Raw genomic sequence first — 13,472 nt, forward strand, 5'->3', positions numbered from 1 at the left:
AACATGAAAAAACTGACCGTCATGCTAGCTACTGTTGCGGGGCTGGCAATTTCCGCCGGGAGCGCGCTCGCCGACTCGACCCTGAAAATGGTCGAGGTGATCACCAGCCCGCCACGCACCGAATTCCTCAAAAAACAGATCGCCGAATTCGAGGCGGCCAATCCTGGCGTCAAGGTCGAGCTGGTCTCGCTGCCCTGGGGACAGGCGTTCGAAAAGTTCCTGACCATGGTGCAGGCCGGCGATACGCCTGACGTGGTCGAGATGCCAGAACGCTGGATGGGGCTTTACGCCAACAATGCCCAGCTCGAGGATCTCGGCCCCTACATGGCCAAGTGGGACGACGCCAAGACGCTCGGCGACCGCGCCAAGCAGTTCGGCTCGACGGTCAACAACACCCAGTTCATGATCCCTTATGGATACTATGTGAACGCGCTTTTCTGGAACAAGAAGCTGTTCAAACAAGCTGGCCTCGATGGTCCGCCGGCGACGCTCGACGATTTCGTCGCCGATTCCAAGAAGATCTCCGCCATTCCCGGAAAATACGGCTACTGCCTGCGCGGCGGGCCGGGCGCCTTTAACGGCATGCACATGTTCATGAACATCGCCGCCGGCAAGGGTGGCTATTTCAACGAGGATGGGACCTCGACCATCAATGAAGAGGGCTCGGTCAAGGGGCTGCAGATGCTGGCCGACATGTACAAGAACGGCCTGGCGCCGAAGGATGCAGTGAGCTGGGGCTTCAATGAAACCGTCACCGGTTTCTATTCCGGCACTTGCGCCATGCTCAACCAGGATCCGGACGCGCTGCTCGGCATTGCCGACAAGATGAGCGCCGACGACTTCGCCGTGGCGCCGATGCCGGTCGGTCCGAGCGGCAAATCCTATCCGACACTGGGCTATGCAGGCTGGGCGATGTTCGCCAATTCACAGCACAAGGACGACGCCTGGAAGCTGATGGCGACGCTACTCTCGCCGAAGGACAATCTGGAATGGGCCAAGGAAGTCGGTGTCATCCCGATCCACAAGGGCGCCGACCAGGACGCCCACTTCAAGACCGAGCAGTTCAAGGGCTGGTTCACCGAGCTCAGCGACAGCTCCAAATATGAAATGGTGACCCCTCCGACGCATCTGGAAAACCTCGGCAATTTCGTCGACCAGGTGGCCATCAAGAATTTCCAGGAAGTGCTGCTTGGCCAGAAGACGGCCAAGGACGTCGCCGACCAATGGGCTGCGTTCCTGACCAAAGAACAGCAGGACTGGATGGCTAAGAACAAGAAGTGAGCACCTCTTTTCCTTCTCCCGTTTGCGGGGAGAAGGTGGCCCGACAGGGGCAGCGCTGAGTGCTGAGAAGCTGGCGCCGCCCCTCATCTGCCTGCCGGCATCTTCTCCCCGTGAAACGGGGAGAAGGACGCTGTCGCCAATCCCGGCGCCCCTCCAGGAGACGATCCAGCACGCCATGACCTATGCCGTATCCGAAATTCGATCCGCAGAGCGGCCGCGAAAGAAGCGGCTCTCCTACGCGACGATCGAGCCTTGGCTCTATCTCAGCCCGGCGATCATCCTGCTGGTCGTGGTGCTGCTCGTGCCGCTGGTGATCGGCATCAGCTACTCCTTCCGCAAATTCTCTGCCTTCAAGTCGGAATATGTCGGGCTCGGGCAGTATCAGGCGATGCTGTCGGACCAGGTGCTGGGCCAGGCGCTGGTCAACACGTTGTGGTGGACGGTCGCCAGCCTGTTCTTCCAGTTTTTCCTCGGCCTTGGCCTGGCGCTGCTGCTCGACAAGCCTTTCCCAGGCCGCAAGGCGGTGCAGGCACTGGTCTTCCTGCCCTGGGCGGTGCCGTCCTTCCTGTCGGGGCTGACCTGGGCCTGGCTGTTCAACCCGATCGTTGGCCCGCTGCCGCACTGGCTCTTTGCGCTGGGGTTGAAAGCCGAACCGACCAACGTGCTGTCCGATCCTGCCACCGCCATGTGGGGGCCGATCATCGCCAATGTCTGGTTCGGCATTCCGTTCTTCGCTATCACGCTGCTGGCGGCGCTGAAGTCGATCCCGTCGGAACTGCATGAGGCGGCGGCGATCGACGGCGCTTCGCCATGGCAACGCTTCACCAAAGTGACGCTGCCGTTCCTGGCGCCGACCATCGCCATCACCGTGATGTTGCGCACGATCTGGATCGCCACTTTCGCCGACCTGATCTTCGTCATGACCGAGGGCGGACCGGCCGGCTCGACCAACACGGTGCCGGTCTACATCTATGTCAGCGCCTTCAAATCGCTGGACAAGGGCTATGCCTCGGCTGTGGCCGTGCTGCTGCTCGTCCTGCTCATCGCCTATGCGATCGTGCTGATCGCCATCCGTCGCTCGCTTGTGAGGCACGTCTGATGATCGCGGGACGCTCAGCCTCACAGCGCTTGTTCGGCGGCATCGGCCTTTACGCCGCGATCGCGGTCTATGTGGTCTTCGCTCTGTTCCCGATCTACTGGACATTGAAGATTTCGGTCACGCCGGAGCGGCTGCTCTATTCCGAAGGCATTACCTTCTGGCCGTCGCATATGACGTTGCAGAATTTCGTCACCGTGCTCGAGGCCACCGATTTTCCACGCTATTTCCTCAACAGCGTCATCGTCTCGGTGTCGACGGCTGCCCTGGTGACGGTCATCGCCACGCTTGCCGGCTACGCCATGTCGCGTTTCGCCTTTCGCGGCAAGGCTGCACTGGCTCTCATGTTGCTGCTGACCCAGACCTTTCCGCTGGTGATGGTCATTCCGCCGATCTATCGCGTGATGGGTCAGATCGGCCTGATCAACAGCCTGACAGGGCTGATCATCATCTACACCGCCTTCAACACCGCCTTCGCCACCTTCCTGATGCAGTCCTTCTTCGACGGCATCCCGAAGGATTTGGAAGAGGCGGCGATGATAGACGGCTGTACCCGCGCGCAGGCGATGCGCCGGGTGATCGTGCCGCTGACGCTGCCCGGCATGGGCGCGACGCTGGGCTTCGTCTTCACCGCCGCCTGGAGCGAGCTTCTGTTTGCGCTGATGCTGATTTCCAGCGACGACCAGAAGACCTTTGCCGTCGGCCTGCTTACCTTCATCGGCAAGTTCGCCGTCGACTGGGGGCAGATGATGGCGGCGTCCATCCTGGCGCTGATCCCGGTCTGCATCTTCTTCGCCTTCCTGCAACGCTATCTCGTCACCGGCCTGACCGCCGGCGCCGTCAAAGGATAGATCGATGGCTTCTGTTACACTTGATAAAGTCCGCAAGGATTATGGCGCCGTGCGCGTCCTGCACGCGGTCGACCTGGAGATCGCCGATGGCGAGTTCGTCGTCCTGGTCGGGCCGTCCGGCTGCGGCAAGTCCACGCTTTTGCGCATGATCGCCGGGCTCGAGGAAGCCTCGGGCGGCGAGATACGTATCGGCGAGCGGGTGGTCAACGATGTTGCGCCCAAGGACCGCGACATCGCCATGGTGTTCCAGTCCTATGCGCTCTATCCGCATATGGACGTGTCGAAGAACATGGGCTTCAGCCTGATGCTGAAGAAGGCCGAGAAACCGGCGATCGATGCTCGCGTGGATGGCGCTGCCAAGCGTCTGGGGCTCGATACGTTCCTTCAACGCCTGCCCAGGCAATTGTCCGGCGGCCAGCGCCAGCGTGTCGCCATGGGCCGCGCCATCGTGCGCGATCCGAAAGTCTTCCTGTTCGACGAGCCGCTGTCGAATCTCGACGCCAAGCTGCGCGTCCATATGCGCGCCGAGATCAAGGCGCTGCACCAGCAGTTGAAGACCACTTCAGTCTACGTCACCCACGACCAGATCGAGGCGATGACCATGGCCGACCGCATCGTCGTCATGCATGACGGGTTGATCCAGCAGGTCGGCGCGCCGCTCGATCTCTATGATCGTCCGGCCAACATGTTCGTCGCCGGCTTCATCGGTTCACCGGGCATGAATTTCCTGCCGGCGACGGTGGAGAAGGGCGGCACGGTGGAAGCCGTGTTGTCCGATGGCCAGAAGCTTCGGCTGCCGGACGGCCTGCCGCTCAGGGACGGTGACGTCATCACCGTCGGCCTGCGGCCCGAGCATATAAGGCTGGCCGATGACGGCGCCCTGCAAGGCGAAGTGGGAGTGGTGGAGCCGCTCGGCCTGTCGACGCAATTCTATGTCAAACTGGCCGGCCAGCAGCTTTGCGTCTTTGCCATGGGCCGCGCCGGCGTGAAGTCCGGCGACATGGTGCGGCTGTCGGCCGATCCGGCGGCGCTGCATCTGTTTGACAAGGAAAGTGGCGACCGCATCGGGTGAGGCAACTCAGCCCCGTAGCCATCTGCTTTCGCAAACAAAAACGCCGCCCGATGGGCGGCGTTTTTGTTTGCAGAAGGAAACCCAGATTACTTGATCTTGGTTTCCTTGAATTCGACGTGCTTCTTGGCGACCGGGTCGTACTTGCGGAACGACAGCTTGTCGGTCTTGGTCCGGCTGTTCTTGCTGGTGACGTAGAAGAAACCGGTGTCGGCGGTCGACAGAAGCTTGATCTTGATGTTTGCGGCTTTGGCCATGATCTCAGTCCGTTATGTTCGTGGAGTTTTGGCCGCTGGAGCACGGGGAAAACACCCGGACGCGGGAAACTTGGCGCGACACTTAAAGAACGTGCCTGGAAAGTCAAGCCCAGCGGACCTCATGTGGCCCGCCCAAGCTGCCCAATATGCATAAATCAGGCGGTTTCCACCTCTGATACCGCAACCTTCTTCCAGTCTCCGGTCGTGTTCCACCAGCGATTCGGATTGGCGCGGTCGTCCAGACCCTTGGAGCGGCTGGCAAGGATCGGCTGGATGCGGATCACCGGCTCCTGATAGGAATGCGCCTGGAAAATCGCCTCGACGACGCGGGCCGCCAGCGCCTGGTCATCCGGCAATTCGAATGAAACCTCAACCGTGCCCGGGCGGCGGCGCAATTCAGTCTCGGCGCCCGCCGCGGCCCCATCAAGCGGCCTGTAGCGTTCGATGCCATGCGCCGACTGATACGCATTGCGGTCATACTTGCCCATTGCAAGCGGTGCGATCGCCACCACCGCGTCCATGATGCGGTCGACGTCGGCGGCCGGAGCCTGGAAGCTGACGAGCAGCAGGAGCGTCATTCGCAGCGAAGTGGTTTCAAAGCCGCTGTCGATCATCGGGGTGTCCTCGGTTCAGGTGTTTTAGGACACCCTTTTAACCGGTGGCTGCTGACACGGTTCTGTCAGCAGCCTGCCGCTGCACGGTCCCGACAAACGACTGGTCGGGCTCTACAGGACGATCTTGCGGACGAGCCTGAAGCAGACCAGGGCGATGTAGGCTGCGAAGAACACGCCGAGCGACCAGCCGAAACCGGAAGGCCCGAAACTATCCATGCCGATGCCGATCGCCTGCGGCCCAAGCACCATGCCGACGCCATAGCACAGCACGAAAGCGGCGTTGGCCGACGCCAGTTCGTGGCCGGAGAGCTGCGAACCGAGATGGGCGAGGCCGATCGTGTACATGGCCGCGACGACACCGCCCCAGACGAAAAGCAGGGCGGCCATCGAGTGCCAGTTCGCGGCAAAGAACGGCATGAATATCGTGCCGGCCAGACCGACCGTGGCGCAGGCAAGCAACAGATAGCGCCGGTCCGAGACGCGGTCGCTGATCATGCCAATCGGGATCTGCAGCAGCACATTGCCAAGGCCGATCATGGTCAGCAGCAGTGCCGCATCGGCTTCGGAGTAACCGATCCGGTTGCCATAGACGGGAAACAGCGCGAAGCCGCCGGTCTCGACCGCCCCGAACACCAGCACGGCGAAAGTCGCGGTTGGCACCAGCCAGATGTAGCGCAGGAAGTGACTGGTTTCACTGTCAGCCACGATGGCGGGGCTTTCGTTGCGCGCGGCCAGCACCGGTATGGCGGCCAGCGTCACCAGGGCGATGATGACGCCGAACGGCCTGAAGCCGGAACTGCCGAGATGAGCGAACAGCCACGGCCCCGCGGCAAAGCCGAGCGACAGGACGGTGGCGTAGATGCCGAGGACAAGGCCGCGGCGGTGCGGCGGCGCCGACGTGCTGATCCAGAATTCGGACAGGATGAACAGCACGGTCAGCGCGACGTGCAGCACGATGCGCAGCGGGAACCACATCCAGAAATCAGGCGCGAAATGGAAACCGACGAAGGCCAGCGCGCCGGCGGCGATCATGGCGATCATCGTCCAGGCGACGCCAAAGCGCATGGCAAGCGGCGTGGCGAGCGGCGCCCCAGCGATCGAGGCCAGGCCGGCGACGGCCGTGTTGAGGCCGATCATCGAAGCAGAATGGCCGCGTGTTTCCAGGATGACGCTGAGCAGCGGCATGCCGAGGCCGATGGCAATGCCGACGACGCTGATCGACGAGATCGCCGCCACCATCGGCAGCCAGTGTACGCGTTCGTCGCCCTGTGGTTGGGTATCGACCGTCATGAGATGCTGAATACTCTGTCTGTTTGATCTTACGCAATTCCGGACGGAAAACCGCGTCACACTTTTCCTGGAATTGCTCTAGAGAAGTTCGCGGGTGAAGCGGTTGCGGACAAGCCGGTAGAAGGGGACGGCGCCGCCCGGACGCAGCAGCGGATCGTGAGCGAGCCGCTTTTCCAGCTCGTCCAGGATCATTCGGGTGATGTCGGGGATGTCAGCCTGCTTGGCCTTGGCGAGCGGCAGCCAGACCAGTTCCTCCAGTTCGTTGGTCGGGCCGCCATCGGGCAATTCGATGGCGACGTCGCCACGCCAGGCGCTGAAGAAGCGAGTATCGAAGCGGCGCACCCGGTTCGGCGGCGTGATGGCACGCGCGACGAAGCGCAACGCCTCCAGCGACGGTGCCACGCCATGTTCGACGAAGCCCTGCCAGTCGCGCCTGGTCGTGGCAAAGGCGCTTTTGCGGCCGATCAGCAGGCCGGCTTCCTCATAGGTCTCGCGGACCGCCGACAAGGCGATGGCACGGGCGCGGGCGTGGCTGGTGCGACCGGGGCCGGCCGTCAGCTTGGCTTCTTCGTGCTGGTTCAGTGCGGTTGCCGTCGGGATGCGGCTGTCGGCAGGGTCGGTGCGGCCGCCCGGGAAAACGAATTTCCCTGGCATGAAGGCGTGCGCGGCGTGGCGGCGTCCCATCAGCACCAGGACGTCGTCGCCCTTGCGGTCGAGCAGGATGAGTGTCGCGGCGTCACGCGGACGCAGGGGGCGGCCGCCATGCGTGGCAAGACCCTTGTCGAGCTTGTCGGCATCCGTCTTGGTCATTGCTTCCATGCGCAGGACCTAGCGGAAACTTCTTGCATGCGAAAGTGGCCTTAACGATTGGCATGTTGCTCCAGCCAACACCTCAGGCCCCGGGACGCGGCTCGATCACATCCTTTTCGCCACCAAATCCGTGCATATAGAACGCCCATTGCAATCCGATGACGGCGCCTTTGACAGGCTGCAGCAACGCGACCGACAGAAGGATGGTCAAGGGCACCCAGATGAGGATGTGCTGCCAAGTGGAGAGCGTCGAGGTCGCCTCGACACCCATGAAGGCGCCGAGCACGATATGGCCGACGATGACGATGACCAGATAGGCGGGCAGATCGTCGGCGCGATGGTGATGAATCTCCTCGCCGCAGACGCTGCAGGTCTCGACGGTCTTGGTGAAGCCGCGGAAAAGCTTGCCTTCGCCGCAATTCGGGCAGCGGCCCAAGAGGCCGCGCTTCATCGCCGTCCACAATGGGCGGGCAATCCGGCCCGAGTGATGTTCGCCGCCAAAAACCTGTTGTTCCATCATCGTCTCCTGCCGCGCGACCCCGGTCGCGATTGCGACGCACGGGCGCGGCCCTTAGCCTTGTGAAACGACCTGCTAGAGCCTGGCAGGGGCTTAGGGTCGGTCAACATCTCGAAGCGCATCGCTCCGGCCATTGGCGCCACCTCGACGAGCCGGACCTCGACGCGATCCGCGAGCTGGTAGCCTTTGCCCGAGCGTTCTCCGAACAGGGAGCGGGCCGTTTCGTCGTATATATAGTAATCGCCGCCCAGAGTTGACACAGGGATGAAACCATCGGCGCCATACTGCGGCAATTGGACAAAAAGTCCTGATTTGGTGACGCCGGAGATGCGGGCGTCGAAGCGGTCGTCGATGCGCTCGGCGAGGTAGGCTGATATCAGCCGGTCGACCGTGTCGCGCTCGGCGGCCATTGCGCGGCGTTCCGTGCCGGAGATCAGCACCGCAACGTCTTCAAGGCGGGCCTCCTCGTCTTGCGTCAGTCCTCCCGGCCCGAGGCCAAGCGCGGCAATAAGCCCGCGATGCACGATCAGGTCGGCGTAGCGGCGGATCGGCGAGGTGAAATGCGCGTAGCGCCTGAGGTTGAGGCCGAAATGGCCGATGTTCTTGGGTGAATATTCGGCCTGGCTCTGCGAGCGCAGCACCACTTCGTTGACCAGCGCCTCATTGTCGGCGCCGCGTACGCGCTCCAGAATGCCGTTGAACTGGCTGGGCCGCATCTGGGCGCCGCGCGCCAATGACAGGCTAAGCGTCTGCAGGAATTCGCGCAGCGATTCCTGCTTGGCCAGCGACGGCGCGTCGTGAATGCGGTAGACCAGCGCCTGCTTCTTGCCCTCCAGCGTCTCGGCGGCCGCGACATTGGCCTGGATCATGAACTCTTCGATCAGCTTGTGGGCGTCGAGCCGCTCCGGCACGATGACGCGGTCGACCGTGCCATCCGGTTTGAGCAGGATCTTGCGTTCCGGCAGGTCGAGCTCGAGCGGCTGGCGGCTGTCGCGGCCGCGCTTGAGGATCGCATAGGCATCCCACAGCGGCCTCAGCACGGTGTCGAGGATCGGGCCGGTCTTGTCGTCCGGCACGCCGTCGATCGCTGCCTGGGCCTGGCTGTAGGCGAGCTTGGCCGCCGACTTCATCATGACGCGGTGGAAGGAATGCCTGATCTTGCGGCCATCGGCGGAGAAGGTCATGCGCACCGCCAGCGCCGGGCGATCCTGGCCCTCGCGCAGCGAGCAGAGATCGTTGGAGATGCGCTCGGGCAGCATCGGCACGACGCGATCCGGGAAATAGACCGAATTGCCGCGCTTCAGGGCCTCGCGGTCGAGCGCCGTGCCGTAGCGGACATAGGCGGCGACATCGGCGATCGCGACAGTGGCGATAAAGCCGCCGAGATTTTTCTCGTCGAGGTCAGCGGTGGCGAAGACGGCGTCATCATGATCCTTGGCGTCGGCCGGATCGATGGTGACCAGCGGCAGGTCGCGCCAATCCTCGCGATGGTCAAGTGTCGCCGGCTTCACCGCCTCGGATTCGGCGATGACGTCGGCCGGGAAAATGTGCGGAATGTCATGCGCGTGGATGGCGATCATCGAGACCGCCTTTTCACTGGTCAGCGAACCCAGCACGTTGAGCACCTTGGCTCTCGGCAGCCCATAGCGCGAAGCGCGCGCGGGCTCGACCTCGACAAGATCGCCGTTTTTGGCGCCGTTCTGAAATTCCTTGTCGACGATCAGCTCGGGTTGGCGCCGTTCCACCGGCTCGATGCGGAAGCTGCCGTCCTGAAGCACGCGAAAGACACCGAGGACGGCATCCGTGCGCTTCTCGAATATCTTCATCACCCGGCCGGTATAGGCAGGCCCGGATGGATCGTCGGTCGGGAAGGTCTTTGCCAACACGCGGTCGCCGATGCCTGGCGCCGGTCCGTTGCCGCCGCGCGAAACGCGGATCGAGACCACGGGAGGCTCGCCGGGGTCGACCGCCTCGGCCGGATGCGCCAGCAAGATGCCGTCGCCATCACGGCCAAAGATGTCGAGCACGGCGACATGGGGCAGGGCGCCAACGCGGGCCAGCCGCTTGCGCTCCTTGGTCAGGACGCCTTCGTCCTGCAGGTCGCGCAGGAGATCCTTCAGCCAGATGCGGTCGTCGCCGCGTAACGCGAACGCCTTGGCGATGTCGCGCTTTCCGGCACGGTCGGGGTTTTCGGCGATGTAGCGCAGGATTTCGTCACGCGAGGGCCGATAGTCGTCCTTGACCTTGGCCCTGGTATCGGCGGTGCGCGGATCGCCGTGGCTTCGTCCGGTGATCCTGCGCGCCACGCCGTCCTATCCTTTTTTCTTCGCAGCCGGCTTCTTGGCGGCTGCCTTCTTGGTTGCCGGCGTCTTGGCCGCTGCAGCCTTGCGGAACGGTTTCTTGCCGCCACCGCCCTTGGCTTCCTTCTCGGCAATCAGCGCCAGCGCATCCTCGATCGTCACCGATTGCGGGTCCTTGCCCTTGGGCAGCGTGGCGTTGACCTTGCCGAAATTGACGTAGGGTCCGTATTTGCCGTCGCGCACGACGATCTTGCCGCCGCCATCCGGATGGTCGCCGAGCTCCTTCAGCGCTGCCGGCGTGCCGCCGTTGCGACCGCCCTTGCCCTTGGACTGCTTCTCGGCAATCACGGTGACGGCGCGGTTGAGGCCGATCGAGAACACGTCCTCGATGCTGTCGAGATTGGCGTAGGTGCCATCGTGCAGCACGAACGGGCCGTAGCGGCCGAGCCCCGCCGAGATCATCTTGCCGGATTCGGGATGTTTGCCCACGTCGCGCGGCAGCCCCAGCAGGGCGAGCGCCTTCTCATGGTCGATGGATTCAGGCGTCCAACCCTTGGGCAGGCTCGAGCGCTTGGCTTCCTTGCCATCGCCGCGCTGGATGTAGGGGCCGAAGCGGCCTGAGCGCAGCGTGATTTCCTCGGCCGTGTAAGGATCCTTGCCGAGCACCTTGGTGCCGTCCTCGCCACCGCCGTTTTCGCCATTGGGATTGGCGGCGTCGCCGAGCTGGCGGGTGAAGGAGCATTCGGGATAGTTCGAGCAGCCGACGAAGGCGCCGAACTTGCCGAGCTTCAGCGACAAATTGCCGGTGCCGCATTTGGGGCAGATGCGCGGATTGGAGCCGTCCTCGCGGGCGGGAAAGACCAGCGGCGCCAGTTCCTCGTTCAGCGCATCGAGCACGTCGGTGACCCGCAATTCCTTGATGTCGGCAACGGCGCCCGAAAAATCCTTCCAGAAATCGCGCAGCACGTCCTTCCAGGCGAGCTTGCCGTCCGAGATTTCGTCGAGCTTCTCCTCCAGCGATGCGGTGAAGTCGTATTCGACATAGCGCTCGAAGAAGCTTTCCAGGAAGGCCGACAGCAGGCGGCCCTTGGCCTGCGGCACCAGCCGGCGCTTGTCGATCGTGACATAGTCGCGGTCCTCGAGCGTCTTCAGGATCGCCGTATAGGTCGAGGGACGGCCGATGCCGAGTTCTTCCAGCTTCTTGATCAGCGACGCCTCGGAATAACGGGGCGGCGGCTCGGTGGTGTGCTGGGTGGCATTGATTGCGCGGCGGGCAAGCTGCTCGCCGGAGCGGATTTCAGGCAGACGGCGGTTTTCCTCGTCTTCCGCGTCATCGTCCTTCTGGTCGGTGTAGGCGGCGATGAAGCCATCGAAGCGGACGACTGAGCCGACGGCGCGAAGCTCGGCGGTGCGGGCGCCATTCAGCGCCTCGATCTCGACAGTGGTGCGCTCGATCTCGGCCGGCTGCATCTGGCTGGCGATGGCGCGCTTCCATATCAGTTCATAGAGCCGTGCCTGGTCGGCATCGAGATATTGCCGGACCGATGCCGGGGTACGCATGAAATCCGTCGGACGGATCGCTTCGTGCGCTTCCTGGGCGTTCTTGGCCTTGGCGGTGTATTGGCGCGGCTTTTCCGGCAGGTATTTGGGGCCGAACTCCTTGGTGATCGCGTCGCGGGCGGCATCGATCGCCTCGGGCGCCATCTGCACGCCGTCGGTTCGCATATAGGTGATCAAGCCGGCGGTCTCGCCGCCAATGTCCATGCCCTCATAGAGCCGCTGCGCCACCTGCATGGTGCGGGTGGCCGAGAAGCCGAGGCCCGATGAGGCTGCCTGCTGCAGCGTCGAGGTGGTGAAGGGCGGGCCGGGGTTGCGCTTGGTCGGCTTGGCTTCGACGGACAGCGCCTTGAAGGTAGCACCTTCGAGCATCGCCTTGATGTCGTCGGCCTGCGCCTTGTTGGCAATGTCGAGCTTTTGCAGCTTCTTGCGCTCGAAGGCGGTCAGGCGGGCTTCGAAAGTCTCGTTGCGCGGCGTGCCGAGGATGGCAGCGATCTGCCAGTATTCCTCGCGGATGAAACGCTCGATCTCGGATTCGCGGTCGCAGACCAGGCGCAGCGCCACGGACTGGACGCGGCCGGCGGAGCGGGCGCCCGGCAATTTGCGCCACAGCACCGGCGACAGCGTGAAGCCGACGAGATAGTCGAGCGCCCGGCGCGCGAGATAGGCATCGACCAGCGGTGCATCGATCTGGCGCGGATTGGCCATGGCCTCCAGCACCGACGATTTGGTGATGGCGTTGAAGACGACGCGGCTGACCGGCTTGTCCTTCAGCGCACGCTTCTGCTTCAGGACTTCCAGCACGTGCCAGGAGATCGCTTCGCCCTCGCGATCCGGGTCGGTGGCGAGGATCAGGCCGTCGGCATCCTTAACCGCCTTGGCGATGTCGGCGAGCCGCTTGCCGGACGCGGTGTCGACCGCCCAGGACATGGCGAAGTCTTCATCCGGGCGCACCGAGCCGTCCTTGGCCGGCAAATCGCGGACGTGACCAAACGAGGCCAGAACCTTGTAGTTCCTGCCCAGGTATTTGTTGATTGTCTTCGCCTTGGCCGGCGATTCGACGACGACGACGTCCATGAGGTCTCATATCAGCTGTGATGCGGCAGAAGAATTCCGCTGCGCGCGACGAAATCTCGGTTCTGTTCGTCGCTCACATGGCCGCGCTTTTGCATCCGGTCAAGGGGAAGCGGCCAAATTGCGGGGATGCCGGCAGCAATACACTCTTAGAGTGTATGGAGAAAATCACATAATTTCGGTCAAGGGCGACGACGAGGGAAACGACCGCTTCAAACTCCGGCCGAGTCGTGGAAAGCCGTTCAATGCGGCGCCGGGCAATGCCGCCGATCGGCTGCTGGCCGCCGGCTACATGGAGGAATACGGCGACCAGCTTGCCCGTCGGCAGGCGGAGAGCAGGGGCAGCCCTAATCGGCCTTGACGACGTGCCAAACACCGGCGACGCCATCACCGCTCATATCGCCAGCCTTCTTGTCCTTGATGAAGGTGTAGACCGGCTTGCCGCCATAGGCCCACATCTTGGTGCCGTCGGTGCGATCGACAACGCTCCATTCGCCGTCCGCCTTGGCGCCGGCCTCGGCCTTCAGCGGCGGCCAGTTGGCGGCGCATTTGTCGTAGCAATTGCTCTTGCCTTTCTCGTCCTTGTCGTAGGTGTAGAGCGTCATGCCCATGGCGTCGGTATAGATCTTGGTGCCGCCGGCCTCGCCTTCCTTCCACGCCTCGGCTGCAAAGGATGCGGCGGTGCTGAGCAGGAGCGCGGCCAGCCCTGTGGCTATCGTTTTCATGAGAATCTCCCTGGCTGATATCTGGAGGCGC

General features: G+C 63.2%; 12 protein-coding genes. 4 read left to right on the forward strand and 8 right to left on the reverse strand.

Features of this window, described 5'->3' with window-relative positions; genetic code table 11:
* The first annotated feature begins 3 nt into the window (after nucleotides 1-3).
* From C7I87_RS13440 to C7I87_RS13455, 4 genes are all read left to right on the forward strand, one after another.
* A complete protein-coding gene (locus C7I87_RS13440) occupies nucleotides 4-1,281 on the forward strand; it encodes an ABC transporter substrate-binding protein (RefSeq protein WP_149904680.1) in 1,278 nt (425 codons plus the stop codon).
* 175 nt (nucleotides 1,282-1,456) lie between these two features.
* A complete protein-coding gene (locus tag C7I87_RS13445) occupies nucleotides 1,457-2,380 on the forward strand; it encodes a carbohydrate ABC transporter permease (RefSeq protein WP_149904681.1) in 924 nt (307 codons plus the stop codon).
* Nucleotides 2,380-3,228, forward strand: a complete 849-nt coding sequence (locus C7I87_RS13450) for a carbohydrate ABC transporter permease (protein ID WP_149904682.1) — start codon at nucleotides 2,380-2,382, stop codon at nucleotides 3,226-3,228. Before C7I87_RS13445 ends, C7I87_RS13450 begins: the two co-directional genes overlap by 1 nt.
* A 4-nt stretch (nucleotides 3,229-3,232) precedes the next feature.
* Nucleotides 3,233-4,300, forward strand: a complete 1,068-nt coding sequence (locus C7I87_RS13455; protein WP_149904683.1) for an ABC transporter ATP-binding protein — start codon at nucleotides 3,233-3,235, stop codon at nucleotides 4,298-4,300.
* 86 nt (nucleotides 4,301-4,386) lie between these two features.
* Here C7I87_RS13455 and rpmG read toward each other — a convergent pair whose 3' ends face one another.
* The 8 genes from rpmG to C7I87_RS13500 form a co-directional block, all read right to left on the reverse strand.
* On the reverse strand, nucleotides 4,387-4,554 hold the full coding sequence (gene rpmG / locus C7I87_RS13460) for a 50S ribosomal protein L33 (protein ID WP_006201775.1): 168 nt from the start codon (nucleotides 4,552-4,554) through the stop codon (nucleotides 4,387-4,389).
* Nucleotides 4,555-4,709: 155 nt separating this feature from the next.
* On the reverse strand, nucleotides 4,710-5,168 hold the full coding sequence (locus C7I87_RS13465) for a YqfO family protein (protein ID WP_149904684.1): 459 nt from the start codon (nucleotides 5,166-5,168) through the stop codon (nucleotides 4,710-4,712).
* 111 nt (nucleotides 5,169-5,279) lie between these two features.
* Nucleotides 5,280-6,458: an MFS transporter gene (locus tag C7I87_RS13470; RefSeq protein ID WP_149904685.1), complete on the reverse strand. Its 1,179-nt coding sequence runs from the start codon at nucleotides 6,456-6,458 to the stop codon at nucleotides 5,280-5,282.
* A 78-nt stretch (nucleotides 6,459-6,536) separates the two neighbouring features.
* On the reverse strand, nucleotides 6,537-7,277 hold the full coding sequence (locus C7I87_RS13475) for an NUDIX hydrolase (RefSeq protein WP_149904686.1): 741 nt from the start codon (nucleotides 7,275-7,277) through the stop codon (nucleotides 6,537-6,539).
* Nucleotides 7,278-7,350: 73 nt separating this feature from the next.
* Complete coding sequence (locus C7I87_RS13480; protein ID WP_188393835.1) at nucleotides 7,351-7,785, reverse strand: DUF983 domain-containing protein; 435 nt, start codon at nucleotides 7,783-7,785, stop codon at nucleotides 7,351-7,353.
* Nucleotides 7,785-10,091 carry a ribonuclease R gene (rnr, locus tag C7I87_RS13485; protein WP_149904688.1) on the reverse strand — a complete coding sequence of 769 codons (2,307 nt, stop codon included), beginning with the start codon at nucleotides 10,089-10,091 and terminating at the stop codon, nucleotides 7,785-7,787. Before rnr ends, C7I87_RS13480 begins: the two co-directional genes overlap by 1 nt.
* A 6-nt stretch (nucleotides 10,092-10,097) precedes the next feature.
* Nucleotides 10,098-12,719 carry a type I DNA topoisomerase gene (gene topA, locus C7I87_RS13490; protein WP_149904689.1) on the reverse strand — a complete coding sequence of 874 codons (2,622 nt, stop codon included), beginning with the start codon at nucleotides 12,717-12,719 and terminating at the stop codon, nucleotides 10,098-10,100.
* Nucleotides 12,720-13,063: 344 nt separating this feature from the next.
* Complete coding sequence (locus C7I87_RS13500; protein WP_149904691.1) at nucleotides 13,064-13,441, reverse strand: COG4315 family predicted lipoprotein; 378 nt, start codon at nucleotides 13,439-13,441, stop codon at nucleotides 13,064-13,066.
* Nucleotides 13,442-13,472: the final 31 nt, after the last annotated feature.

Source organism: Mesorhizobium sp. SARCC-RB16n (assembly GCF_008520305.1).
Taxonomy (GTDB): Bacteria; Pseudomonadota; Alphaproteobacteria; order Rhizobiales; family Rhizobiaceae; genus Mesorhizobium.

Bases quoted from the DNA above. Each gene is read 5' to 3' on its own strand.
- C7I87_RS13500 (WP_149904691.1), bottom strand. From the start codon at position 13,441: ATGAAAACGATAGCCACAGGGCTGGCCGCGCTCCTGCTCAGCACCGCC.
- C7I87_RS13440 (WP_149904680.1), top strand. From the start codon at position 4: ATGAAAAAACTGACCGTCATGCTAGCTACTGTTGCGGGGCTGGCAATT.
- C7I87_RS13445 (WP_149904681.1), top strand. From the start codon at position 1,457: ATGACCTATGCCGTATCCGAAATTCGATCCGCAGAGCGGCCGCGAAAG.
- topA (WP_149904689.1), bottom strand. From the start codon at position 12,719: ATGGACGTCGTCGTCGTCGAATCGCCGGCCAAGGCGAAGACAATCAAC.
- C7I87_RS13465 (WP_149904684.1), bottom strand. From the start codon at position 5,168: ATGATCGACAGCGGCTTTGAAACCACTTCGCTGCGAATGACGCTCCTG.
- rpmG (WP_006201775.1), bottom strand. From the start codon at position 4,554: ATGGCCAAAGCCGCAAACATCAAGATCAAGCTTCTGTCGACCGCCGAC.
- C7I87_RS13480 (WP_188393835.1), bottom strand. From the start codon at position 7,785: ATGGAACAACAGGTTTTTGGCGGCGAACATCACTCGGGCCGGATTGCC.
- C7I87_RS13470 (WP_149904685.1), bottom strand. From the start codon at position 6,458: ATGACGGTCGATACCCAACCACAGGGCGACGAACGCGTACACTGGCTG.
- C7I87_RS13475 (WP_149904686.1), bottom strand. From the start codon at position 7,277: ATGGAAGCAATGACCAAGACGGATGCCGACAAGCTCGACAAGGGTCTT.
- C7I87_RS13455 (WP_149904683.1), top strand. From the start codon at position 3,233: ATGGCTTCTGTTACACTTGATAAAGTCCGCAAGGATTATGGCGCCGTG.
- C7I87_RS13450 (WP_149904682.1), top strand. From the start codon at position 2,380: ATGATCGCGGGACGCTCAGCCTCACAGCGCTTGTTCGGCGGCATCGGC.